At 43.9% G+C, this 25,125-nt stretch carries 27 protein-coding genes and 1 riboswitch; of the genes, 11 read left to right on the top strand and 16 right to left on the bottom strand.

What is annotated here, in order from left to right:
- Positions 1-236: 236 nt before the first annotated feature.
- Complete coding sequence (locus BM613_RS14955) at positions 237-848, top strand: 3D domain-containing protein (RefSeq protein WP_181362837.1); 612 nt, start codon at positions 237-239, stop codon at positions 846-848.
- A 27-nt stretch (positions 849-875) separates the two neighbouring features.
- Here BM613_RS14955 and BM613_RS02265 read toward each other — a convergent pair whose 3' ends face one another.
- The gene (locus BM613_RS02265) at positions 876-1,325 is read right to left on the bottom strand and encodes a DUF86 domain-containing protein (RefSeq protein ID WP_109429516.1); all 450 of its coding nucleotides are present in this window, start codon (positions 1,323-1,325) and stop codon (positions 876-878) included.
- A 232-nt stretch (positions 1,326-1,557) separates the two neighbouring features.
- On the opposite strand from BM613_RS02265, the gene BM613_RS02270 reads away from it, so the two are divergent.
- Genes BM613_RS02270 through BM613_RS02280 form a run of 3 tightly spaced genes read left to right on the top strand, consistent with a single transcriptional unit; the run spans position 1,558 to position 5,169 of the window.
- Positions 1,558-2,520, top strand: a complete 963-nt coding sequence (locus BM613_RS02270; protein ID WP_109429517.1) for a GntR family transcriptional regulator — start codon at positions 1,558-1,560, stop codon at positions 2,518-2,520.
- A gap of 40 nt (positions 2,521-2,560) precedes the next feature.
- Entirely contained in the window at positions 2,561-4,315 is a 1,755-nt protein-coding gene (locus BM613_RS02275; protein ID WP_109429518.1) for a 2-oxoacid:acceptor oxidoreductase subunit alpha, read from the top strand.
- Positions 4,303-5,169: a 2-oxoacid:ferredoxin oxidoreductase subunit beta gene (locus tag BM613_RS02280; RefSeq protein ID WP_109429519.1), complete on the top strand. Its 867-nt coding sequence runs from the start codon at positions 4,303-4,305 to the stop codon at positions 5,167-5,169. The genes BM613_RS02275 and BM613_RS02280 overlap by 13 nt, the downstream gene beginning before the upstream one ends.
- Positions 5,170-5,251: 82 nt before the next feature.
- Here the strand turns inward: BM613_RS02280 and BM613_RS02285 are convergent, their stop codons facing one another.
- Positions 5,252-5,944 (bottom strand): hypothetical protein, encoded by a 693-nt coding sequence (locus tag BM613_RS02285; RefSeq protein ID WP_109429520.1) that lies wholly within the window; start codon positions 5,942-5,944, stop codon positions 5,252-5,254.
- Positions 5,945-5,973: 29 nt separating this feature from the next.
- Here BM613_RS02285 and BM613_RS02290 point away from each other — a divergent pair, with 29 nt between their 5' ends.
- Positions 5,974-6,447 carry a DUF4149 domain-containing protein gene (locus tag BM613_RS02290; protein ID WP_109429521.1) on the top strand — a complete coding sequence of 158 codons (474 nt, stop codon included), beginning with the start codon at positions 5,974-5,976 and terminating at the stop codon, positions 6,445-6,447.
- Positions 6,448-6,478: 31 nt separating this feature from the next.
- Entirely contained in the window at positions 6,479-6,775 is a 297-nt protein-coding gene (locus BM613_RS02295) for a hypothetical protein (protein WP_109429522.1), read from the top strand.
- 33 nt (positions 6,776-6,808) lie between these two features.
- Here BM613_RS02295 and BM613_RS14840 read toward each other — a convergent pair whose 3' ends face one another.
- From BM613_RS14840 to BM613_RS02305, 3 genes are read right to left on the bottom strand one after another with little or no spacing between them, the layout of a single operon-like run.
- The gene (locus tag BM613_RS14840) at positions 6,809-6,991 is read right to left on the bottom strand and encodes a hypothetical protein (RefSeq protein ID WP_146192747.1); all 183 of its coding nucleotides are present in this window, start codon (positions 6,989-6,991) and stop codon (positions 6,809-6,811) included.
- A 27-nt stretch (positions 6,992-7,018) separates the two neighbouring features.
- A complete protein-coding gene (locus tag BM613_RS02300; protein WP_281267805.1) occupies positions 7,019-7,501 on the bottom strand; it encodes a divergent PAP2 family protein in 483 nt (160 codons plus the stop codon).
- Positions 7,502-7,535: 34 nt separating this feature from the next.
- Positions 7,536-9,326 carry a B12-binding domain-containing radical SAM protein gene (locus tag BM613_RS02305; protein ID WP_109429524.1) on the bottom strand — a complete coding sequence of 597 codons (1,791 nt, stop codon included), beginning with the start codon at positions 9,324-9,326 and terminating at the stop codon, positions 7,536-7,538.
- A 154-nt stretch (positions 9,327-9,480) separates the two neighbouring features.
- Here BM613_RS02305 and BM613_RS02310 point away from each other — a divergent pair, with 154 nt between their 5' ends.
- Positions 9,481-9,801 carry a YunC family protein gene (locus BM613_RS02310; protein ID WP_109429525.1) on the top strand — a complete coding sequence of 107 codons (321 nt, stop codon included), beginning with the start codon at positions 9,481-9,483 and terminating at the stop codon, positions 9,799-9,801.
- Between the two features lie 84 nt (positions 9,802-9,885).
- Here BM613_RS02310 and BM613_RS02315 read toward each other — a convergent pair whose 3' ends face one another.
- Positions 9,886-11,133, bottom strand: coding sequence for a glycosyltransferase family 2 protein (locus BM613_RS02315; protein ID WP_109429526.1), 1,248 nt, complete (start codon positions 11,131-11,133; stop codon positions 9,886-9,888).
- Between the two features lie 158 nt (positions 11,134-11,291).
- Here BM613_RS02315 and BM613_RS02320 point away from each other — a divergent pair, with 158 nt between their 5' ends.
- On the top strand, positions 11,292-11,912 hold the full coding sequence (locus tag BM613_RS02320; RefSeq protein ID WP_109429527.1) for a DedA family protein: 621 nt from the start codon (positions 11,292-11,294) through the stop codon (positions 11,910-11,912).
- Between the two features lie 93 nt (positions 11,913-12,005).
- On the opposite strand, the gene BM613_RS02325 is transcribed toward BM613_RS02320, so the two are convergent.
- From BM613_RS02325 to BM613_RS02345, 5 genes are all read right to left on the bottom strand, one after another.
- Positions 12,006-12,356, bottom strand: a complete 351-nt coding sequence (locus tag BM613_RS02325; RefSeq protein ID WP_109429528.1) for a HesB/IscA family protein — start codon at positions 12,354-12,356, stop codon at positions 12,006-12,008.
- A 131-nt stretch (positions 12,357-12,487) separates the two neighbouring features.
- Positions 12,488-12,955, bottom strand: coding sequence for a peroxiredoxin (locus BM613_RS02330; protein WP_109429529.1), 468 nt, complete (start codon positions 12,953-12,955; stop codon positions 12,488-12,490).
- A gap of 44 nt (positions 12,956-12,999) precedes the next feature.
- Positions 13,000-13,896, bottom strand: coding sequence for a LysM peptidoglycan-binding domain-containing protein (locus BM613_RS02335; protein WP_109429530.1), 897 nt, complete (start codon positions 13,894-13,896; stop codon positions 13,000-13,002).
- A riboswitch (cyclic di-AMP (ydaO/yuaA leader) is annotated at positions 13,894-14,027 on the bottom strand. (Overlaps the previous gene by 3 nt.)
- A 63-nt stretch (positions 14,028-14,090) precedes the next feature.
- Positions 14,091-15,548 (bottom strand): aminotransferase class I/II-fold pyridoxal phosphate-dependent enzyme, encoded by a 1,458-nt coding sequence (locus tag BM613_RS02340; RefSeq protein WP_484419712.1) that lies wholly within the window; start codon positions 15,546-15,548, stop codon positions 14,091-14,093.
- 174 nt (positions 15,549-15,722) lie between these two features.
- Positions 15,723-16,187 (bottom strand): YwhD family protein, encoded by a 465-nt coding sequence (locus BM613_RS02345; protein WP_109429532.1) that lies wholly within the window; start codon positions 16,185-16,187, stop codon positions 15,723-15,725.
- Between the two features lie 151 nt (positions 16,188-16,338).
- On the opposite strand from BM613_RS02345, the gene BM613_RS02350 reads away from it, so the two are divergent.
- From BM613_RS02350 to BM613_RS02360, 3 genes are all read left to right on the top strand, one after another.
- Positions 16,339-16,998 (top strand): SpoIID/LytB domain-containing protein, encoded by a 660-nt coding sequence (locus BM613_RS02350; protein ID WP_245926200.1) that lies wholly within the window; start codon positions 16,339-16,341, stop codon positions 16,996-16,998.
- Between the two features lie 4 nt (positions 16,999-17,002).
- Positions 17,003-17,671 (top strand): hypothetical protein, encoded by a 669-nt coding sequence (locus tag BM613_RS02355; RefSeq protein ID WP_109429533.1) that lies wholly within the window; start codon positions 17,003-17,005, stop codon positions 17,669-17,671.
- Positions 17,672-17,777: 106 nt separating this feature from the next.
- The gene (locus BM613_RS02360; protein ID WP_146192748.1) at positions 17,778-19,448 is read left to right on the top strand and encodes a hypothetical protein; all 1,671 of its coding nucleotides are present in this window, start codon (positions 17,778-17,780) and stop codon (positions 19,446-19,448) included.
- Here the strand turns inward: BM613_RS02360 and BM613_RS02365 are convergent.
- From BM613_RS02365 to BM613_RS02385, 5 genes are all read right to left on the bottom strand, one after another.
- Positions 19,426-20,637 (bottom strand): pyridoxal phosphate-dependent aminotransferase, encoded by a 1,212-nt coding sequence (locus tag BM613_RS02365; RefSeq protein WP_281267806.1) that lies wholly within the window; start codon positions 20,635-20,637, stop codon positions 19,426-19,428. The genes BM613_RS02360 and BM613_RS02365 overlap by 23 nt on opposite strands.
- Positions 20,630-21,502, bottom strand: coding sequence for a deoxyribonuclease IV (locus BM613_RS02370; protein ID WP_109429618.1), 873 nt, complete (start codon positions 21,500-21,502; stop codon positions 20,630-20,632). Before BM613_RS02370 ends, BM613_RS02365 begins: the two co-directional genes overlap by 8 nt.
- 166 nt (positions 21,503-21,668) lie before the next feature.
- Entirely contained in the window at positions 21,669-23,093 is a 1,425-nt protein-coding gene (gene glnA, locus BM613_RS02375) for a type I glutamate--ammonia ligase (RefSeq protein WP_109429535.1), read from the bottom strand.
- 106 nt (positions 23,094-23,199) lie between these two features.
- Positions 23,200-24,393, bottom strand: a complete 1,194-nt coding sequence (locus BM613_RS02380; protein ID WP_109429536.1) for an FtsW/RodA/SpoVE family cell cycle protein — start codon at positions 24,391-24,393, stop codon at positions 23,200-23,202.
- A gap of 82 nt (positions 24,394-24,475) precedes the next feature.
- A complete protein-coding gene (locus BM613_RS02385; RefSeq protein WP_109429537.1) occupies positions 24,476-25,087 on the bottom strand; it encodes a DedA family protein in 612 nt (203 codons plus the stop codon).
- Positions 25,088-25,125 lie beyond the last annotated feature (38 nt).

The raw sequence follows: 25,125 nt of genomic DNA on the forward strand, positions 1-25,125 counted from the left end.
AGGATCAACTCGCTACCTTCTTGCGCCGCCGCTCGCGGCGACATCGAGTAATATAGCATACCCTGTTTTGCTCTGTCAATGCGTTTTTTGCGTGTTTTTCTGTGTTTTATTTTACCATCCCAAGGCGAATTTGTTGAAAGTTTTTTCCCACTTGCTGCATAGTTTTTCGCCAATCAGGGTACTTCTATTCTCTGAATAAGCCACTTAATCCATTCTTTTTTGAGGTGATTTCTTTCATGGTGCCATTTAGTAATGTGATTGCGTATGGGGCATTCATCATGTTCACCACTGTCTCAACTGTGCCGCATGCAAACTCTCACATTGCACACCCACCGCATACAAATAAGGAATTACAACACTTTTGCCAAAGAACACCATCCTCGCCAGACCATTTCACACTTCATCAGCGAGTAAAACCGATTCACCACAATGAACCAAATCTACAAGCCATTGAAGCGATGGCTACGCTAAATCCTGTCTTACCTACAGCAGAAGCTCTTGGTCATTTGGCCGTAGTACATACGTATGACTGTAAATTGACTGCATACAGCGCAGATTTTCAATCTACAGGGAAAAATCCCGGCGACCCAGGATACGGAATCACAGCGACAGGAAAGGTCGCAAAACCCAAACACACGGTTGCAGTTGATCCGAATTTAATTCCCCTAGGATCCCTTGTCTACATTGACGGCATCGGTTATCGAGTTGCCGAAGATATTGGTGGTGCCATCAAAGGACCACATATTGATGTTTTTTTTGCGGACGAAAATGACGCGAAAATATTCGGGGTTAAAAACCACGTGAAAGTTTACGTGTTTGGACATAATCACCAAAAGAACAAAGCCTAAATCCATAGCTAAGCACTCATCAACTTGCTAAACGGATTCAGGATAAGCGGATAAATAATTTTTGACTTGTTCCACAAATTGCTGGATGTAATGCGCGTTTTGTGCGTACAGAAAAAGCGAAGCCGCATGCTTGCTGGTGTAATCCTGCATCAGCGTGCGGCGAAACGCAACCATCGGGCGCAACACTTCTGCAACATCCGTCGTGATGACAGTTTCATCGTGTAAAATGTCAATAATGTCAGCGTAACTTGCGGGGTCACGCATAATTAATGCGTCAATTAGCAAATTTCCAATATCCGCTATCGCTTCAATCGCAATATGTACTAACCGTTCCATTGCTTTTGTTGCAATCAATCGATCCATATCTGTCACACGAGAGATGGTTTCTTGAACAAGGTATGTTAAAGCCTGAGAAACTTCATCTAATGCATCTGTCAAAACAAATACTTTTGTTCTTAATTCATCCGTTATAAACACACAATCACCTCTTGTTCTCGTTCAATACGTATTGTGCCATCCTGTATCTTACCATTAATAGGACCATATTATGGCCATGAATTTATTCGAGAATTACATCTTCGAATTTCACATGGAAAAAAGCAAAAAGAGGGCTTCATTTCCCTTCTTCATCGGGTATAATAAAACGTGACAGATCCTATGGATTAATGGATTAGTCCATATAGATAGGGACCGGTGGGAAGGTGATGCGATGAACCGTTCTATCATTCGCAAGAATGGAATCCCACTTTATGTCCAAGTTAAAGAAAGAATCCTTTCTGACATCAGGACAGGTGTGTATCAATCCGGCGATAAATTGCCGACAGAACGCGAACTGTCCGCAATGATCGGCGTAAGTCGCAACACCATCAGTCAAGCGTATCACGAATTAGAACGAGAAGGCGTGATCGCGTCAGCTCAGGGGCGGGGAACTTTTGTCTGTGATCGCGACGATAAAGTCCGATTTGGCAATCGGCGTGATTTATTACAAAAAGTGATTGATGTCGCTTTAGAAGAATGCCTCCAGCTCGGTTTTACGCTTGACGACTTCATGCAATTTGCGGCCGTTCGCGTGAAAGAAAAGGCTGCATTGCTCGATCAATCGCAAATCGTCTTTATCGAGTGCAACCGCGAGCAGGTGGAGTATTTCTCACGGAAACTAGAGTTTGGAGGTGTCCACATTACCCCCGTTATTATCGATGAGTTGCGCGATCAAAAACGGGATGCTTTGTTGTTAGTTGAATCTGCAGATTTAATTATTACGACATTCTTTCACTTTGATGAGGTCCAACAGCTATTAGGTGAAATGCAAACCATCTTAGCCATTGCACTAGATCCGGAATTAGAGACGATCGTAAAGATCGCTCGTATACCGGAACAAAGTGAAGTTGGGTTGGTTTGTCGAAGTGATCGCTTTGCCGGTAAAGTTCGCTCTGCACTACGTCAAGCAGGTCTCGATGGATTCACACTTCACGTGTCTACTACATCTGACCCAGACGAACTTGCCCGCTTTGTGAAAGGACTACATGCTGTCATAGTATCACCTAGTCGCCGCCGTGAAGTTGAAAAAGCATGTACTGATCGGCAACCGATCATTGAGTTTGTATTTCGACCAGATGCAGCATCTGTGAATTTACTCCGCGCAGCTGTCGCTGACGTTCGCCGTGAAAGGTGACGAGTGCGCCTGTGCACTACGCTAGAAGGAGTGACAAATTATGTTACAGGAACTGTCCTGGAAAGTGGGCGGGCAACAAGGCGAAGGTATTGATTCAACAGGCAAGACGTTCTCTACCTCGCTTAATCGTATGGGATACTATATTTATTCTTACCGACATTTTTCCTCACGCATTAAAGGCGGACATACAAATGACAAGGTGCGTATCACCACCGAACCAAAGTCGGCAAGTGCAGACTATCTAGATATCCTCGTCGCTTTTGATCAAGAAACAATCGACTTAAATGCTGGAGAATTGCGCGAAGGTGGCATCGTCATCGCCGACGCAAAATTTAATCCCAAATTGCCGAATGAAGTTGCCGCGAACGTCACTTTAGTTGCAATGCCCTTTACCAAAATTGCAGAAGAACACGGCGCTGTAATTATGAAAAACATGGTTGCACTAGGAGCCACTGCACGATTAGTTGGACTTGATGTGGATTTTTGTGCTCCTGTTTTACAGAGTCGTTTTGGGAAGAAAAGCCAAAAGATTGTTGATCAAAACTTAGCTGCTATTAAAGCGGGATTTGACGCAATGAGCACTGAGCAAATTGACTTTGCTGCTTTTCAATTGGCCCCCCCAGTTCCTGATAAGCATCTCCTGATGATTGGCAATGATGCGATCGCTTTTGGCGCACTCGCTGCAGGAGCGCGTGTGATGCCCGCATACCCCATTACGCCAGCTTCTGATGTAATGGAATATCTCATCAAAAAGCTCCCAAAAGTGGGTGGTGTCGTTGTTCAGACAGAAGATGAGATCGCCGCTTTAAATATGACCATTGGTGCTGCATATTCTGGTGCACGCGCTCTGACCGCAACCTCTGGCCCAGGTTTATCGCTAATGATGGAAGCGCTCGGACTTGCTGGAATGACTGAAACACCTGTTGTGATTGTAGATACGCAACGCGGTGGCCCGAGTACTGGCTTACCTACCAAACATGAACAAAGTGACATGTATGCAGTACTATTTGGAAACCACGGAGAAATTGGAAAGATCGTTTTAACTCCTTCTACTCCAGAAGAGTGCTTCTACGCAACAGTAGACGCTTTTAACTACGCGGAAAAATATCAATGCCCCGTCATTCTCATGACCGACTTAGCCCTGTCCCTAGCCAGTCAATCGGTAAAACCGTTTGACTACGAGAAGGTAACAATTGATCGCGGGCGCTTAGCGACCCAAGAGGAACTCGATCAAGTGCCTGCTGGACAAATGTTTAAGCGCTACGAGCGTACAGAAGATGGGATCTCACCGCGCGTCTTCCCAGGCCAACGCGGCGGACTCCACCATGTGACAGGCGTTGAGCATAGTGAAATTGGACGCCCCGATGAAGGACCGAAAAATCACGTGCTCATGATGAATAAACGCTTGAATAAATTTGAAGGAATTGAACTACCAAATAGTGTGTCTTATGCGGGAGATACAAACCCTGACGTACTATTGATCGGTATTGGTTCATCAGTGGGTGCAATCGGTGAGGCGACAGATCGCTTACGCAAGCAAGGAATTAAAGTTGGTCATGCACAAATTAAAGTTCTCTCTCCTTTCCCCGTAGAAACGATCAAATCTTATTTAAATAGCGCAAAACAAGTCATCGTCGTTGAAAGCAATGGGACCGGACAACTATTCCACTTATTGCAATTCTTTGGCCTGAGTCATCCTGAAATGAAGAGTTACCTCAAATATGATGGAACGCCTTTTTTGCCAAAAGAAATTGAAACTCATGTGAAAGGATCGATGATCGCATGGCAACGGTAAAAGAATTTCGCAATAACGTGAGACCTAACTGGTGCCCTGGTTGCGGTGATTTTGCAGTCCAAGCATCAATTCAACGGGCACTTGGCAATCTCGATCTAGAGCCGGAAAACGTCGCGGTCATTTCTGGAATTGGGTGTTCTGGTCGAATTTCTGGCTATATCAACGCGTATGGATTTCACGGTGTACATGGTCGTTCACTTCCCGTGGCTCAAGGTGTTAAGCTAGCCAATCGCGACTTGACAGTCATCGCTGCTGGTGGTGATGGAGATGGATTTGGAATTGGACTCGGTCATTTTATGCATGCAGCACGACGCAACATTGATATCACTTACATCGTCATGGACAATTCGATTTATGGTTTAACTAAAGGACAACATTCACCGACGAGCGCTTTTGGATTTAAAGCGAAAACAACACCTGCCGGGAATATTGAAAATGCCATTAGTCCTTTACAAATCGCTTTAGCTGCTGGAATTAGTTATTTAGCACAAGGATTTTCACATGATGTCAATCAACTGACTGAACTGATCCAAAAAGGAATTGAACACAAAGGTTTTTCACTGATCAACGTCTTTAGCCCATGCGTCACATATAACAAAGTAAACACGTACGAATGGTACAAAGAACACGTTGTCAATTTAGAGCAATTCCCTGATTACGATCCAACTAATCGCAATATGGCGATGGCGAAAGTCGCAGAGACTGACGGCCTTTGCACTGGTTTAATCTATGAAGATAAACAAAAACAACCTTTTGAGACACTGATTGAAGGCTTTAAAGAAACTCCAATCGTAAAACAAGATCTTCATCTTGAGCGCGACTTCTTTGAAAAAACGATGGAGGAATTTGCGTAAAATCTCCATGTTTAAAATAAATAGGAGATAAAAAAGATAAAAAAGCGGGGAGACAATCCCCGCTTTTTTATCCTGTAAGAAGCTAAGCAGTGGTATTTCCAACAAAACTATTTAGAATTTGCTCTGCGGCTTTTTGTTCCGCTGAAGGTAGATAAACATCTACACGAATAGAACCTCCGGAACTTAAATTCGCCATAATTCCGCGATCTGAGTATGGATTGTCAGGATTAGACTGTGTATAGGACAAAATCTGACCCGGAACGATCCAATGAACTGTACTTGATGATTGGGAGTTATAAAACGATTGTAAATTTCGATCCGAAGGCATGACCACTTCGCTAATCATCTGCGAAGAATCAGCTGGATTTACAAGTTTTAAGCTTGTCCCGCCGCTGCCAAGAGAAGCCGTTTGCAACTGCCATCCAGATGGCAGTAAAATAGACGAAACAGAGGCGGACACAGGAACAAACGTATTGCCAGTCCCAGTTTCATTCACTTTCACCGCTGTCAAGACAGGAGTACCCGTCCCTTGAGTTGGAGTACTTGCACCGGTACTATTTGTGCCTTTGCTTGTCGTACTTCCCGGCGACTTAGAAGTTGAAGAAGCTGAACTTGCACTGTTCGACGAAGCTGCTGTGGTCGTAACTGTCGTTTGAGAATCTGAAAGAGGCTGTGATACAGGTCCACCCCCACCACTAGATGTACCACACCCAGTGAGCAGCACAGTCGTTACCGTCACAAAAAGAATAGCAAGTGCTTTAGAATCTCTTTTCATACCTATCACACCTTTTTAGGAGATCAAAAATGCAATCTACAATGCGAATCATGTTCACTCTTGCCACCAGCATCGCCTTTGGAACCCTAGTTTTTTTTACTGCAGTCGTCGCGCCCACTCTGTTTTCAGTACTGCCAATTGATACAGCAGGACACGTTTTAGATCGCCTCTTCCCTATTTACTATACACTTACTGCGCCACTTTGTGTAATCGCATTTGTCTCAGCCTTTGGTTTATACAGGCAAACGAGTATGCGCAGAGGTAAGCTCATTCAAGTTTTTCTTGGCATTACAAGTGCACTCTCGCTCATTGGATGGCTAATTTTACTTCCTAAGATGCAGAGTCTTGCAGCTCGCATCCCCACCTTTTCAGGGCCTAAAACACCGCTTATCAACCAGTTTTTTATGTATCATGGCATATCAATGTTATTTAACTTAATTGGGATTTTTTTAATTCTTGCCTCGCTTATTATCTGGGCAGTTACCCCATCTCGTACTACATAAAGTGGAAAAAACAAACTGAGAGGTGTTACAAATGTCAAGTTCATGGAAATCAATCCCTCTTCGTGAAGACGCGGAACTCTTACGAAAAGAAGTCTATCACTATCAACTAGGGGGAGACTTATTCCAAATTGAATTATTTGAAACACAGGGGAGTGAGTTTTACGCCATTGGCACGCCAAGTCACAGTGATCGACTCTATATTTATGGTAGCACTGTCGTAAAAGATCCCGCAGTCGCATTGGAACAAGCGATCAAAAAAATTAATCGTGAACACGATCACACAGAGATTCAGTTTGTAGGAGAGGATGTACATTCTCAAGAAGAATAGAATAAAAGAAGGATCTGCACGAAACAGGTCCTTCTAGCTTCTTGTATCGTCATCGAAATCATATAAAAATCCGTCTTTTACTTTAATGGGTAATCCAAAAATGCGATCTAGAACCGCTTGATATTCATTTCGTTCATCCACAGTCTCAGCCCTTAAGAGAGAACTGTGTAATGCCCTCCTAATAAGTTCTACATCCCGTTCTGACAATCGCAACAAAACCACCATCCTTGCTTGCTAAGGCTTCTAACGAGCAGCTACAACGCCTATTAAAATTCCCAAAATAGACCCCATAAATACTTCGATTGGTTGATGCCCTAACATCTCCTTTAACTTTTTTTGATAATCCTCGTGTCGTCCCATCGGAAAACGTTCGATATATTTTCCAATCTCTGCTTCTAATTTATTGATTGCAATGGCCTGCTCTCCTGCGTGACGCCGGATACCCGCTGCATCATACATGACAATAATCGCAAAGACGACAGCTGCGGCAAAAAGCATCGAACCGGTCCCCACACGAATCGCAATCACTGTTGAAAGTGAAGACACTGCAGCAGAGTGAGAACTCGGCATACCGCCCGTCGACATCATCTTCGACAAATCCCATTTGCGGTTCGTCGCATAAAAGATCGGAACTTTAATCACTTGCGCTACGAGGATTGACGCTAGTGCAGCCATAAGTGCTGGATTATGTGAAATGCCTCGTAGAAGCGCAGAAAACCACACCACTCGGCCCCTCCTTTTGATAAAAACGATCCCCATTCTAAATCTGATTTGCCAGTAACCCCATATCGTGCTGAACTTCTAATATAGAATCGCTAAGCAAATACACAATCGGTCTTCCCACAGCTATAGGATATACATAAGCAAGATAGTATACCTCACTCGGATCGACATTCACTTGCGCAAACATGTAGGGAATTGCTCCTATTGCTGCGTGATCCAATACAATGCGCTTTTCTAGATCATTTATCTTTGTCATCAAATAACCATCGCTCACATCCGTGCGCTGAGCTTGTAATAATCTTCGAAGCAGCTCTAACTGATGCGCCTGCGACAAACCTGAATCCCAAAGCAAAGAGCGCGGACGCAATTTTTCACGCAGCAAAAAATCGGCATGAAGCAACGTGGTAACATTCTCATCAAATTTTCCTTCATACTCCAAGAATGCCTGGAGTCGGCGGACCAAATCCAATGGTTGATGGCCTATTCGCGCCCATCCCTTTGCATTCCAAAACTCGCCAAACGATAAAAAGAAATCGAATGCCGTAGGAAATGACTCCGTGATGAGATATTCCAGTGTGTAAGGAAAGCGCCCAGAGTTATAATATTTTTCTAGAATATCCTCCATGTGCTTTAATCGATGGATATCGGAAAATGTGAGACTGTGATTTGAAAGCAATTCATATGGCGCAGTGTCCATAAAAACATAGCCAAATTGTTCAGCTTTCTGACGCAATCCAGTCCCCTTTAATAACTTGAGAAAACCAAGTTGTAACTCATCTGGACGAAGCTCAAATACATCGTTAAATGTGTTACGAAAACTTAAAAAATCTTCTTCTGGAAGTCCGGCAATCAAATCAAGATGTTGCAAGATACGCCCCGACTCCTTAATTTTCCGTACAGTCGCCGCCAAACGCGTAAAGTCTTGGCGCCGCCGAACCAGCTCATTGGTGAGGTCATTTGTCGATTGAACTCCGACTTCAAACCGAAATAAACCTTTAGGAGCATGTTCACAAAGCCATTGTACAATATCCGACTTTAAGATGTCGCCCGTAATTTCAAAGTGAAAAGTTGTGTTCCCATGGTTTTCAACCAGAAATTCAAAAATCTTCATTGCATAGTCTTTACGTAAATTAAACGTTCGATCGACAAACTTAATTTGTCGGACATTTGCTTTTATTAGCCGATTTAAATCATCTAGGACCCTTTGCAAACTAAAATAGCGTACACCATCTTCAATCGATGAAAGACAAAATTGACAGTGAAATGGACATCCGCGACTCGCTTCATAGTAAACAATTCGGTTACGTAGTTCATCCATTGCATCCTCAGGATAGGGAGTAGGAAGATCATCTAAGCGCAATTTCGAACTTGGACCGGTCGTATGAATCGAGAAATCCTCCGCTCGATAATAAATACCTGACACCGCAGAATACGGTTGGTGCTGCTCAATCGCGGCTAATAAGTTGCGCAAAGGGGCTTCTCCTTCACCAATGACAACGACATCCACCGCTTTATTTTCCTCCAGAAATTCCTTTGTGTCATACGAAACCTCTGGTCCTCCGAGCACTATAACAACATGCGGTAATATCTTGCGAATGAGGGGAACTAAACGTTTGATCTCTTCAATGTTCCATATATAGCAACTAAATCCGACTACTTCTGGATCTGCTTCGTACACGCGCCCTAGAATATAATCGAGAGGATCATGGATCGTAAATTCCTCCATCACCACATCGTGTGCATCCGCAATAAATGCGCGTAAATATCTTAGCGCAAGTGACGAATGAATAAATTTCGCATTCAAAGTCGTCAAAAAAACTCGCGCCATCCTTCATTCACCTCACGCAAACAATTGTACAAAACGCCTTCGCATCAGCAGACCTAGCTCACAACCAATGCATATCAGTATAGCCAAAGTGTGCATTCTTGACACCGGGACAGTGATCCCGCCATATGTTAACGAAGAAAGGAGGCCGTTTTTCATGGTCACAGTTACTCCGTTAACCATTGAAAATTGTTCATGCGTCGCAACTACCGTCACACTCCCCAAAACGGATCTCGTCATCGTTTCGACAAACATCGGATACATTATGTGTGGCGCATTAGACGTTGGTTTATTAAATGCGCGCCTTAAAGATCGTCAGATTATCGCCGCGCGAGCTGTCGGTGTCAAGACCGTCGAGCAACTACTCGCAGCTCCCTTAGAATCAGTAACAGAGGCAGCTCATGCAATTGGCATTAAAGTGGGGATGACTGGAAAAGAAGCCATCCTTCTCATGTGTCGTCATCAGACGCATCCGTAAGACGATAGAACATAGATTACGCTGCTTTCTGTCGCAAGGCGAGCGGCAGGGGATTCCCCTGCCGCCAAAGTATGTTGTTGTCTCTCACCGCGAGCGCATCTCATCTAGCTGAATTGCCCTTGTATGCACTGTGTGATTCCACACGCGGTTGTGCCGTGTAAAGAGGGCTAACAGAGTAACAGGAAACCAAGTAACCATAAAAACAGGAAAGAGCGGGAGCCCCAGATAAGCTTTCCATGGAATGCGATCTAGTAACATGGCTAATGGCATCTGCAGTAAAATAAACAAATTAATCATCGCCCAAAACCAAGTTGGGAGTAATTCCGTCATGGAATTTACTGCCCAAGCTGCCGGCGCCCCCATTTGAAACAAAAGCATAAAACCTGTAAAGAATAAGATTAAAAACCGCATCGGCTGAAACAGATAAATGGCAGCATCTAACTTCGCGAGACTCCGTTCTGCAATACTGGCTGACAAAAGCGGCGCCATATACTGCTGTGCACAGTTAAAATGACCCTGCATCCAGCGCAAACGCTGACGCATCGAAGCCCGCAAAGAAATGGGCTTCTCATCGTAAACGCGTGCATCATGTGCCCATACTGGATAAATCCCAACTGATACACATTTCGCCCCAAATTCAACGTCCTCTGTAAGCCCAGTCGCTTCCCAACCTAACCGTTCAAGGAGCTTCATGTCAATACAAAGTCCAGTACCGCCAAGTGCACATGACAATCCCAGATTGTAACGCGCCAACTGCCACATTCGATTCGTGTACCAATAGGAAATAGCCATCGAGATCGTTACCCAAGAATCATATGGATTTTTAATATCCAAATACCCTTGAATTACTTTTTTCCCTGCTAATAACCGCTCATTCATGACGCGTAAAAAGTTTGTCGCCACCAAGTTGTCTGCATCAAACATAACAACTGCGTCGTACTTTTGTTCGGATTCATACAAGCGATCCAACATCCAACGAATCGCAAATCCTTTTCCTCGTTCTTGATCATTGGATCGTTCAGCGACGTTTACTCCACACGCCCTCGCAATCTCAGCTGTGTTATCTGTACAGTTGTCTGCGATCACATAGATGTCATACAGATGATCCGGATACTCCATCCGCTTTAAATTTTCAAGCAATGGGCGAATCACTTGCGCTTCATTGTGAGCAGCAACCAGCACTGCAAATCGCTTTTGCGGATCGAACTGAATCTTTCGCTTTCGATAATACAGTCCAAATACAGATAAAACCACTTGATAGGCACCGATGAGACCGGTGATCGCCTGTAGAGCGATGAAGGCGCCATCCAACACTGCGCTCCAGAAACTCAATCAAAGTCTCTCCCGTCATGTCACGACATCGCGAGCCTAAAAGCCCTCCTTACTATAGCATGTATGCGAATCAGAGGACAAGTAGACTGACGATCTCTCACCTTGTATACTTTATATTGTAACGCAATTTGTCTTTTGCAGTCAGAAAGGGGTACAACATGCAAGGACTGTCACTTCTACTTGAACACTTCATTCGGCATTACGGCATTGCTGCAATTTTTATCACGATGATTCTAGAAAGCGCGTGTATTCCTCTACCAAGCGAATTAATCATGACATTTGCTGGATTCGAGTCCTGGAAAGGAAATATTAACTTTACAGAAGCCGTGTTTGCTGGCGTCATTGGCAATGTAGTAGGCTCACTCATTGCCTACTACATCGGCAGCAAAGGAGGCAGACCCTTTTTACGACGCTACGGAAAATATATTCTATTTTCAGAAAAACACTTCTCCTCAGCCGAACACTGGTTTGCTCGTTATGGCGCTATCACCGTATTATTAGGCAGAATACTCCCTGCAATTCGCACCTTTATTTCCCTGCCAGCCGGCATTGCCAATATGCGTATAAGTACATTTTTGCTTTTTACCACAATTGGCAGTCTACCGTGGGTTTACATTTTAACCCTTCTTGGATACCAGTTCGGTGGACATTGGGCTGCTATTGAACAACATTCCTCTGCCTTAACCTATGTATTTGCTATTTTGTTGATTGCCATACTGATCATCTTTTGGCTGCGCAACAAACCCCACACCCACATTGACAATAATTCCTCACAGTAAACAACAAAGAGCCACCACTCATAGCCAAGCACATAAACAGGAATCCTGTTTGAAATGAAGAGGTGGGCTACAATCGCCCACCTCTTCATTTCTTTAAGAGCAACTTCCTGGCGTACCCGCATCATCTTTCGTATGAAAGCTAGAACCACATCCACAACTAGAAACCGCGTTTGGATTAAAAATTTTGAAACCTTTACCAGACAATCCATTGACATAATCAATTTCTGCCCCATCAATAAGCGGCAAACTTGCTTCATCAACGAGAACTGGAATGCCTGACTGCATGGTAAGAAGATCAGATTCTTTTTTCATATCGAGAGCCATTCCATAACTATAACCAGAGCAACCACCTGGTTTGACAAAGATGCGCAGTCCTAAACCTTCCTCTTTATCAGACAAAAGTTCCTTGACCACTTTCGCTGCTTCCATTGTCAAAGTTACCATCGCCAACTCCTCCTTGCCATTGTAACTCTATTTTACACCCCACAAAACATGAGTACCAGCATTTCCTCTGTGTACATGAAAGACAGAAAAAATCTCCCGCAAACGTCATTCCACATTTGCGGGAGATTTTATTATAAGCTCTCTTTTAAGTCATTTAAAACTTTGGCTGCATGGCCATCCACTTTTACTTTGGGATAGATCCGAACAAGTTTTCCCTCTGGATCAATAACAAAGGTCGTTCGCTCAATTCCCATATAGGTGCGACCATACATTTTTTTCTCTTTGTAGACGCCATACGCAGTACATACTGCTGCATCAGGGTCTGAGAGCAAAGGGTACGTCAGATTGTATTTTTTCGCAAACTTTTCATGTGAAGCTATGCTATCTGTGCTAATCCCTAGCACAACCGCCTTGAGTTTAGCAAACTCTGGTAAGAGTGCTTGAAACTCATTGGCCTCCTGCGTTCAACCAGGTGTCATATCTTTAGGATAAAAAAACAACACTACATAGTGGCCGCGTTGTGTACTTAGTTGAAATGAGCCAACTTCTGTTGCCGTAAGTGTAAAATCTGGTGCCTCTTGACCAACCGCTATTTCCATTCGGCTCCTCCTTCTGATTTGCAATCATCTAGAGTATACCGAATTTATTTAGAAATCACCTGCACTTTGACGTTTTCCATGCCAAATTGATCAGCTAAACTTGCACTTGGCAAAAAAATGTCGATTCGATTCCCCTGAATAGCACCACCAATATCATTTGCCGTTGCATAAAATCCTCCAGGCGGAAGTGCTGGATCGGAATATCCACTAATAAAAAGTGTTGAGCCTAGCGGAATCACTGATGGATCTACTGCAACGTCGCCAAACTGAAGCGGTTGTCCAAAATAATTCACCGCTCCCCATGGACCATTATCTGCGACAGATGCATCATAAGACGTGGCCAGCATATTGTATGTCTGCGCGGAAGACTGATTTTGTGTTTGTGGTGCAGGTGCAGGTGAAGAAGAGGTAGGAGTCGATGAAGTTGCTGCAGACGCACTGTCATTAACACTCGCCGTTTGACTGTCAGATAAAGTGCTTGCAGTTGTCGTAGTCATCGCGAGATTCGAATTGCTCGTGTCATTTGAATTCCACGTCGTTGCCTCATTACTCCCTAGTGCAATCAGTAGTTTTTGCCCAGGATAAATTAAGTCAGAAGTTAATCCATTTAATTCTTGAATAGAGGCGACACTTGTGTTGTAACGACGAGCAATATACCATAACGTATCCCCAGGATCGACGAGATACAAAAAAGGGATTGCCACGACTTCGCCGGGATACAGAATACTATCTCCATTCAAGTGATTGACCCGTTCGAAACTTTGCAACCCTACATGAGCCTGTACAGAAATTGAATACGCACTGTCAAGCGGTTGTACCGTGTAGGGTCCAAGCGGAGTCGTCGCCGCAAAAGCACTCACATGTGACCCCAACAACAGCCCAGCGCATAACAGTGCCGCAGTTGTTTGCTGCACAGCAGAAAATCTAGCCTTTATTCGCATAATTCCCTCCCTGGCCTCCGGAGTTAGCTGACGGGTTCGGGCGAAGGATGCCCGCTCACAAAGATGAGTTCACCCCAAAGCACACGGTTCCTCCGTACACACATCGATGTGTGATTCGGCTTATGTGATGTCGCGTAGAACTATACACGACATCACCCCGAATTGCCAAGCTGTAAATCATGCCATGGAGAATCTTACCGTTCCTTTACAACGCGCACGGTCTCAATTGTTGGATCATCTGGTCCTTGTACAGGTAATCCTGCACGTAAATTTTCTTCAATAAATTCTACATTATCTGCGGTTACTATTTCACCAGGTAAAAGAATCGGAATCCCTGGGGGATAGACTTTAATTACATCTGCGATAATTCTTCCGATTGCATCTCGTAGCTGTACAACTTCCGTTTCAGCATAAAAAGCTTCTCTCGGACTCATTGCAAGTACAGGGGTAGAAGGTACAACAATTTGAATTTTATGGTGATGTTGCAGCAATTCCCGATTCGCAATTTCTGCAATCGCAGAAATTAATGCTGCGATGTTTTCCTCTGTATCGCCAAAAGAAATTACACATAGCACATTGTATAAATCGGATAATTCAACTTCAATATTATATTTTTCACGTAGAATGACTTCTACTTCATATCCTGATAACCCAATCTCCGCCACGCGAATCGTAAGTTTCAATGGATCGAGCGCAAATGTCGCAGAAGAAGCTAAAATTTCTTCACCAAAACAATAGATCCCTGGAATTTCATTCAATCGCCGACGCGCACTCTGCGCCATCGCGATCGCTCGATCGAGCAACTCATGCCCACGCGTTGCCAGTTGACGGCGAGCTGCATCCAGTGATGCCAAGAGAATGTAAGAAGTTGACGTGGTCGTAAGCAAAGATAAGATTGAATGTACATGCCTCGCGCGCACTAGCCCTTCTTTCACATTCAATACTGAACTTTGTGTAAGGGAGCCTCCTAATTTATGAACACTTGTAGCCGCCAAATCACACCCAGCTTGCATAGCGGACGGTGGCAATTGCTCATGAAAATGCGTATGCACGCCATGTGCTTCATCGACTAGAACTACGACTCCGCGATCATGTGCGAGTTTTACAATCGAACGTAAATCTGTTGCTACTCCAAAATATGTCGGATTAATTAGCAAGACCGCTTTTACATTCGGATGGCGCTTTAATCCCTCTGCCACTGACTCGACGCGCACACCATGCGCAATTCCTAAGCGTAAGTCCACTTCTGGTTGCAAAAAGAACGGCCTAGCTCCAGATAAAATAATCGCCGATAGGACCGAAGTATGGATGTTGCGCGGAACGAGAATCTCATCTCCCGGACCTACGACAGACATGATCATTGCCATAATTGCACCACTTGTACCTTGCACGGAAAAGAAAGTATAATCTGCGCCGAATGCCTGTGCAGCCAACTTTTGTGCTTGGTCGATAATTCCTGTAGGATGATGCAGGTCATCTAATGGACCAATGTTAATGAGATCGATACTCAGCGCTCGCTCACCCATAAATTCCCTGAATTCAGGATCCATCGCGAGTCCAGTTTTATGTCCTGGAATATGAAATTGCAAAGGGCGACGCATTGCATGCTCACGCAGTGCCGAAAACAACGGGGTCTGAGACTGATCTAACAAAAAATTCACATCCTCACTTCTATGCAAACGATGACTGCTATCACCACGCTTAAAGCGGTACACATCCTCGCCCATCGATTACATCCGAGTAAAATATCAACTACTTATAATACAGAAAGAAGACTCTACAAGCAAAGCCTTCCTATTCATAGAGAGCTTCTAACGATTTGAAAGTCACTCGCTTGTGAACGCTTCAAGAAACTGAGGAGACGCATGCTGGTACAAATCTGGACGAAACTCCTGCACAAATGCGCGCAATAAACCAAACTCTTCCTCAGTCAGATTCGTTAGGTCCACCCTTCCCTTTACCGCTTTTTCCATTTGATTCGCCTGTTCAATTAGATTTTTATACCCTTTCCCAGACTGTTGATCAATAAAGGACTCACAAGCAGCCGCACCGTGAAATCCTTGATTGCCATCTCTGCGGTATAAGCTCAACCATACAATTGCAACTTTTCGTGGATTAGAAACCTGTTGCAAACTCTTTTCATACTGAATTCCTTGATCGATTTTAGCCTTTCCATGAATTGCACCATTATCCAGATAAAGCTCCCCTTGATCAATAATGAGTGCAGACAACGTCGACATACCTTCTGGCGCGCGATGTTGATTCGTCCCTGTCAGACGTAATTCTTCCATATATAAGCACCCTTTCCTCACAGCGTATAAGGATCTTTTCTCCCATTTTACCTTCAAACGAGGATTTCACAAGCAAACGCATGATATTTCCCAAGTGGGGCATGATTACAGCAGAATCCTGACTTGTTATGCACTGGAGGTCGAGTCATCCTTGTATAAAAATCAACGTCGAACGCTGGTTTCCATATTGACCACCCTTGTTTTTGGAACTCTTTGTGCAACTCTCCCTGCAAATTTAGCAAAGGCGCAAACCTACATGGTGGGATCCACAGGATTCCCTAGTAATATTCGCGTGGCGATTCGCGAAACAAATTCATCCGGCGAACCTGACCCACGTGGTCGAATCATCTATGTTTCCACTGTTAACTTTGATCAATATTGCCGTGATGTCTTGCCAAACGAATGGTTCCCAAACTGGAATCCTGCCGCACTTGAGGCTGGAGCCATCGCAGTAAAAATGTTTGCCTGGTTCCATCATCTTCATCCTGTAACGATTGATGGATACACTTTTGATGTAGATAATACGGTGAATTTCCAAACGTATCGCGCGCAGTCTGATCAACCGAGTACGGACCAAGCGTATTATGCTACACGTAATTTAGCGTTTGTAAAACCTAACAAGGAAATTGTCGAATTAAACTACCGCGCTGGTTACGAGAATAATCCAAACTGGCAATACCGAAATGCCGGTATCATGGCCCAATGGGGTTCTGAATACTGGGCAAACCAAGGTCGAACCCCTTTACAAATTCTCGAATTTTATTATATTGGCCGCATGCTCACAACGATTCCAGGCGTTGGAAGGAGTTAAAAGTGTGAAAAATAAGAATGTGATACAAATATTAGCTCGCACTCTTTTGGCTACAGGAATCTTGTCACTTTCTTTTTTCCCGATCCATCTGTGTTCAGCTGCAAATACACCAGCAAACGTTTCACAACCTATGCAGTTCCAGCAACAACAACCAAAACCTACGGATAAAACACCAAACACTACGGATAAAACACCAAATCCCGCGGAAAAACCGCAAACAAGTGGTTACGATCCGATGATTTCCGGTAAGGGATATGGCAATTTGCGTGTGAAAGTGATTGATGGTAGAACCTTAAAACCCATTGAAGGGGCAGAAGTTGTCGTATTAGAAACGGAGAAACGCTACAAAACGGATGCAAATGGACTTACACCGTGGATTCAAGCACCTGTTTTACGCAGTGCTCGCTTTCGCTTTCTGGTAAATGAGTTGCACGGCCAACTCACCCTCATTTCATATAAAAACGGTTACCACGACTCGATTCATATGGGAGTTCGCATGAATGAGGGCGCAACAACCAAAACAACAATTTGGCAATACCAAATCACACCTGGTGTAGATCGGCGTCTCGAACCGATCGTGTACATCGAACCCTATCATCGTCTGTGGCTAATTCAACTTGCCGATCGGTTTCGCCGACCTTCACAACTCGGTGAAGGTTATGAACGTCCATAAAAGAAAGATCACTCGCTCATAGGAGGCCTTGCAATTCTATGCAGGGCCTCTACTTATGATAAAATATAGTGTTGATTTTATTAAATACTATGGGCGGGGAATCTACATGAAAATTGATACTACAAAGCGATTGCTACGAATTGGGACAATAACTGCGCTTTGTATGACGGTTAGTGGTTGTGCTACGACCCCCTCTACTGTGTCGTCTTCTTTGCATACTCAAAATATAAAATCTGTACAAAAACCTTTATCCAAAGTGCAAAACTATGCGCCACTTACTATAGATTCATCTCTCCAACTTGCGCTTCCAGACTCAATTGGAACCTTACACCGCGATCTTTTGCAGCAAGCCTTCTTAACAACTTCTGGACGCATCGTCGTAAATCACATGACCTATCAAATCAATCTACCTGCGCACACACGCCTGATGTATTTACTTCAAGATAATGGGATTCTTTGGACGGTACAACCTAGAGGTGGAATCCAAGGAAACCAGCCGCTGGTAAACTCTCTTTTCTTTACACCCTTTGTATCCAGTGATTTTATGGAGCATGCACTTCCGCGGATGACAACGTCACTGACGGACAATGCGACACTTTTATTCCGGACAAATCAGGTATACACAGATCATGTAAGCAATAACAATGGAATTACACTTTATCAAGACCATTCTGCAATCCTATTTTCCTATATACTACCTATCGATGGTCAAAAGATGATTCAATTTGCCATTCTTACAAACGCGAATACTGCGATTCAGTTGCTGGGCCAATATCCACTTAGACCAGTTCCCCCTGTCGTTATGCCGATTACAAACGGGGTGATTTATGAACGTTACTCCCCTTCCCATTTGCAACGTGAACATGTCTTTATCTATCGAAATTTCGCCGCGAATACAACCGTCGTGTTTCATACAAGTTTTCAAGCGCAAGCTTTTTATTCAAATACTTCCTCAGCCTTAGTGATTGCGGGTCCTGAACAAATCTCTATCAATGCAAAAGGCCAAATAACGCACGCGCAAACCCCGCCATTGCCTTTAAATCCTCTTTTACTCAATGCATTACAACCTTTGCACATGCCTGAGATGTATCTTCCCTCAATTTCATTTCAATACGGCCACTCTTCGATCATGCCTATCCTACTTACCGTAAAAGGGCCGAGTCTCTATGAAATCAGGTTGACATTACAAAACCCCTCCACAATCTTGCAAGTTACAGTGGCAAAAAGCAAGCAAGCGTTACACAAATACCGGATTCACATTGAACATATCGACACCAAGAGCCTTATTTTGCCTACTAAAAATCTATTCGTGCATTCGGTGACGCCAATCCCCAGTTTTTATGGGGCTTATCAGCCTCTTACTTCGATGATTCTCAGTTCACAACAAGGACCAGAAATTGAATGGATTCGCGCAATCGAAAAACAGAGTCAGAAGGTAAAGAATCCCACTCTCCATTCAGCCACATGGTTTGCTGCTTTTGCAATCGGTAACTGGACCTATATGCTCGGACCTTTCACGAATCCCGCGAATACGAATCAAACAAACCAATTGTCTCAGTTCATCACTGCGATCACGTCTAATCCTTTGCCCGATTTCGCACAGCCAGGATGGATGGCCATTAAGTTGCAAAAACAAACAACGACATGGGAAAGACTTCCGAGTCTCATTGAATTTAGTCCCGCGAAAGGGATTTCAGTTCATATCAAAGGAATAAGTCTGCTGACAACACAACAATTGCAATTTTGGACACTTACTACAAAGCCTTCAGCTCATTAAGCGCACGAGCGATTCGTGAACCTGCTTCGCGCAAACGTTGCTCAGTCTCAAGTAAAGCGATGCGCACATACCCTTCCCCGCGTGCACCAAACCCAATTCCTGGAGCAACCACTACATCGTAATGTTCGAGGAGAAACGTTGAAAACTGTTCTGACGAGATACCTTGTGGCGTCTTCATCCAAACAAAGAACGAACCTTTTGATTGCTTTACAGAATATCCCATATCATCAAGCGGAGCAAGCAACGCTTGCTGTCGTTTTGCATAGGTCTGCACCAACTGCTTAACACACGACTGATCTCCATTAAGTGCTACAATTGCAGCACGCTGCACAGCAGGAAACAAAGAAACAAAGAGATGATCCTGCAACTCATTGATCATACTGATCACTCGAGCATTGCCAAGAACAAATCCAACTCGCCAGCCTGCCATATTATAACTCTTTGACAAGGTATAAAATTCAACACCAACATCTTTCGCTCCTGCAATCTGCAAAAAACTAATCGGACGATCTAAAAATCCAATCGCTCCATAAGCAAAATCATGCGCAATAACAAGTTCAGACTCTTTGGCAAAAGCAACTGCAGACTGGAAAAATTCCTCGTTTGCAGTTGCGCCAGTTGGATTGTTCGGATAGTTTAAAAACATGAGTTTAGCAGCCCGTCGCACATCTTTTGGAATTTCGTAAAAATCAGGGAGAAATTGATGATCTTCGAGCAATGGCATTACTTCCATCTGTGCTCCTGCTAGAGCAATCCCAGACCAGTAATCCGGATATCCTGGGTCTGGAACCAACGCGATATCTCCAGGCTCTAAAAGACACTGACTAATTTCCACTAACCCTGCTTTTCCTCCAAATAAAATAGCAACTTCTTGCTCAGGATCTAAATCCACACCGTATTCTCGTGCATAGTGCGCACAAATCGCCTCGCGCAATTCGGGAATTCCGCGAAAAGGTGAATAGCGATGTGTAGAAGGATCTTCAATCGCCTCTTGAAGCGCGCTCACGATGTGTGAGGGAGTTGGTAGATCAGGGTTCCCTTGACCCAGATTAATCACATCATGGCCCATTGCTATCCTTCTTGCTGCTTGTTGCGTAAGCTTCGCAAAAAATTGTGAAGGAAGACGTCCTAAACGCTTGGCTGGCTGAATGTGAAATTGCACAGGCATATTGATTTCGCCATTACTCATCAACAGTTTCCCCTTTTCCCGCCGGCGGCAATTCATCCGTATCACCGCGCAATAGTGCAATTTCATGTTTATAAAGTCCACCTGGAGTTTCTAAAATTAATGGAATCTCTGACAGCGCATCATGATGCACGATATAGCGAAGTGCATCAAGCCCAAGTGATCCACGTCCAATATTCTCATGGCGATCTTTATGAGAGTGAAAAGGCGTTTTCGAATCGTTAATATGAGCGACTTTCAAGCGTTGCAGCCCAATGATATCGTCAAATTGCTGTAGGAAATCATCAAAATGATTGACGATATCATATCCTGCACTGTAATTATGACAGGTGTCTATGCACACACCAAGCTTGTCCTTATATTCTACACGTGCGATAATTTCAGCAATTTCTTCTAATCGATTACCAACTTTCGAGCCATCGCCAGCCATTGTTTCAAGGCATAAATATAGATTCTCATCTCCTTTTAACACTGCATTTAATCCTTGAGCAATTCGTTCGATTCCTTGAGCAATTCCTGTCCCCACGTGACTTCCTGGATGCATAACAAGATAGCGAAATCCCAAATACTCTACGCGTCTTATTTCTTCAGAAAGAATCATCATTCCATATTCAAACGTATCCTCTTTCGGACTCGCCAAATTTACAAGATAGGATAAATGAACTACTGGATCACTGAGATGATGGGATTCCATTAATTGCAGGGCTTCATCCCGATGAAATTGTTCAATGGGCCGTGCCAAGCCGCCACGATTGCTCCGTGTATAGATCATATAAGTATCTGCCTCATAGGAGATGGATTCTTCTACGGCATGTAGCAACCCTGTTTTTGCAACTGAAACGTTTGCGCCTAACTTCACTTGATTCATCCTTTCGCCAAAAGCACAAATTGCTTCAAATAAGTATAATTTGTAGTCTACCATACGCCAAGCCGTCTGCGCGAAATCATATTATCCAATAGGCTTACTACGATGAAAAAAGCGCCTCTATGGGCGCTTTTTTCATCGGTCACAGCAATTCCATGCCAAATTCTACTTATAGATCGAAGTACATCTGGAATTCATGCGGATGTGGTCGAAGTGCCAACGGTTGAACTTCCGTAGAACGCTTGAATTCAATCCAGGTATTAATGAAGTCGCGATCAAACACTCCGCCTTCCAACAAAAACTCATGATCAGCTTCTAGCGCAGCTAACACTTCATCCAAAGAGCCAGGCACACTCCGAATCTTCTCTTTCTCCCCAGAAGGCAATTCGTAAATATTTTTATCAACAGGCCCAAACCCGTGAGCAGTAGGATCGATCTCGCGGCGGATTCCATCTAGGCCAGCTAACAACATCGCAGAAAAAGCGAGATACGGATTTGCTGTCCCATCAGGAGTCCGAAACTCAATTCGCGCTGATTTCGGTGTAACCGCAGCCACTGGTACGCGTACTGCAGCACTGCGATTCCCTTTTGAAAAGACAAGATTTACTGGTGCTTCAAAGCCAGGAACTAACCGCTTAAAAGAGTTCGTGCTCGGAGTGGCAAAAGCCAAAATTGCAGGTGCATGATAAAGAATTCCACCGATATAATGAAGTGCCATTTTACTTAAATTTGCATATTTCCCTTCTTCATAGAACAACGGTTTGTCACCATCAAAAATACTTTGATGGACATGCATGCCGGAACCATTATCACCAAAGATTGGCTTAGGCATAAATGTTGCCACTTTTCCATATCGTCTGGCGACATTACGCACAATGTATTTGTACAAAAGTACGGTATCTGCTACATTAGTCAAGGTATCAAAACGGAAGTTAATTTCTGCCTGACCAGCAGAGGCCACTTCATGATGATGCCGCTCAACACGAATACCTGCATTCATAAGCTCAAGAACCATTTCTGTGCGCAAATCATGTTGACTATCTGTTGGTTGAACCGGGAAATAACCGCCTTTGTTTTTCACCTTATATCCGAGGTTTGGACTTGTATCTTTTCCTGTATTCCAATTTGCTTCTTCAGAATCCACTTCATAAAACGCACCACTTGGTGAAGAAGCAAAACGCACATCATCAAAAACAAAAAACTCTAATTCCGGACCAAAGTAAGCCGCTGTTCCAACGCCGCTCTTTTGTAAGAAAGCTTCCGCTTTCTGTGCAATATAACGTGGGTCACGATTATAGCGATTGCCACTTGGTTCATAGACATCACAAATTAAATCGAGTGTGGGGACTGCCGTAAACGCATCCACATAAGCCGTTGAAAGATCTGGGCGCATAACCATGTCGCTCTCTTCAATTCCGCGAAACCCTTGAATACTCGATCCATCAAATGCCACTCCATGAGTGAGCATATCCTCGTCAACCTCTGCGGCAGGAATCGTGACATGATGCTGCCGACCTGGCAAATCTACAATTCGAAAGTCAACCATTTGAATATTTTTTTCCTGAATGAGAGACAAAATTTCTGAAGCAGTCACGTCTTCAACCCCCACATCAAATGTAAACTACTTATCGATAGTATACGCTAGGATCAGAAGGAACGTCAATAAAGAATGTTAGATTAGCTAACGCAAAATAAGTGAGTTAATCGAACCGCAAAGTTCTACGCCGCAGGGAGACGCTTAGAACAATCCCAATGCTAAGAAAGTTAACAACCAACGAAGAGCCTCCATAGCTTACAAAAGGTAACGTAATCCCGGTAGCAGGACTTAACACGAGATTCATTCCGATGTTTTCGAATATCTGAAAGGCAAACATGCCGATAGAACCAGCAATCACATAGGCTCCAAAATCGTCTAAAGCACTCGTTGCAACTTTAACCATACGGAATAACATAATTAAAAAAAGCATGATGAGCAGGCTTGATCCCACAAATCCAAGCTGTTCCGCAATCGCTGAAAAGATAAAATCTGTCCATTGAAATGGGATCCAGCTGCCATTTGTCTGTGACCCGCGCAATAAACCAGTGCCAAATACCCCGCCTGATCCTACAGCGATTTCCGCCTCAAGTACTTGATAGCCAGCGCCTGTCGGATTCGCCGTCGGATTGATAAACGAGATCAAACGCTGTGTTTGATAAGGATGCAAGATATGTTGATGAGTAAGCACTTGAATCGTCTGATTGCCAAACGGACCTACAGCCAACATAAAAAAGATTAAAAACCCGAGTGAACCCGTCACTAAAATGCGCAGATGCTTCCTCTGCACGTAGACGACAAGCATCGAAAACAAGATCGCTAACATGACTAGCGCTTGTCCAAGCGCTGGTTCTTTTAATGTCAAAAGAAACGGGACAATAAATACACCGAAAATCGGAAGAAGCCCTTTTAACGAGTAATCCGGGTATTCCCTCTCATTCATTCGTGCCATGTAGTCTGCAATCCAAATAATCAATGCGACTTTCGCTAACTCGGAGGGTTGAAAGCTCAATCCAGCGGGAAGAGAAATCCAACTATGAGCGCCGTTTACACGATGAAATCCAAATACAGCGAGCAAGAGAAAAACAGATATGCCATAAAACCACCAATGCCATTTCGCTAATGATTTATAATCGACAAACATCATCACAAACATCACGATATAACTAAGTACTTCCCACATGATTTGCCGCAAGAGGATGTGAGGGGGAATGCCGAGCAATGCATTTCCTGTTGCCGGGTCCGCTTTCCCATAAGTTGAAGTGTAGACTGCAATACAACTAATAATCGAAATACAGATCATCACAAATATAAGAGGATAGTCCAAATCGCGAATATTTCTTTTGACAATTGACTCCACTGCTTTGCCTCCAAGCTAAAACATTCTACGTTGCTAATCATCGCATGAGTCATTCGTTTACGCAACGTCAGCAATGTTGCGTTTACTGGCGATTTCCCAAGGATTTTACTGCAACAAGCGCTAAAAAACTGGCAATTGTTAACCCCGCTAGGATCCATGCCGCCTCTGTCACCGATAGCATACCTGTAAATCCAGCGATCTTTGGACCTGCAAATCTTCCAAGTGTTATAAAGACTGTCACCCAGACACAAACACCCATGTACGCCGGAAATGCAAATCGCCCGTAGGACATTCCGCCTAGCCCTGCCACAATCGCTGTCACATGGCGAACTCCTGGCACAAAAAAACCTGCAAACAGTGTAACTGCGCCATATTTTTTAAAATATCGCTCTACGCGGTCCAGTGATTTTTCTGTAATGTGGAGATAGCGTCCATACCGCAACAACAACGGTCGTCCGATAAACACTCCAAGTGCATAACTCAAAGTAATCCCTAACGACGCACCTAAGATCCCAAAAAATAACGCAGGAAAATAAGACAAGCTGCCTTTATATACAAAGTAACCGACTGCAGTCAAAATCGTCTCATCTGGCAAAGGGAGACCTACGATTCCCAAAATCAAAATTGCCGTTAACCCAATATATCCATAATGATGAATCAGCGCCAACAACTCCGCCCCAGAGATGCTCCTCACCCCTCATGAAATCAATCTTGTGAATTCCGCAAAAGCCC

Origin of the sequence: Sulfoacidibacillus thermotolerans (assembly GCF_003144315.1) — a bacterium.
GTDB lineage: Bacteria > Bacillota > Bacilli > Alicyclobacillales > SLC66 > Sulfoacidibacillus > Sulfoacidibacillus thermotolerans.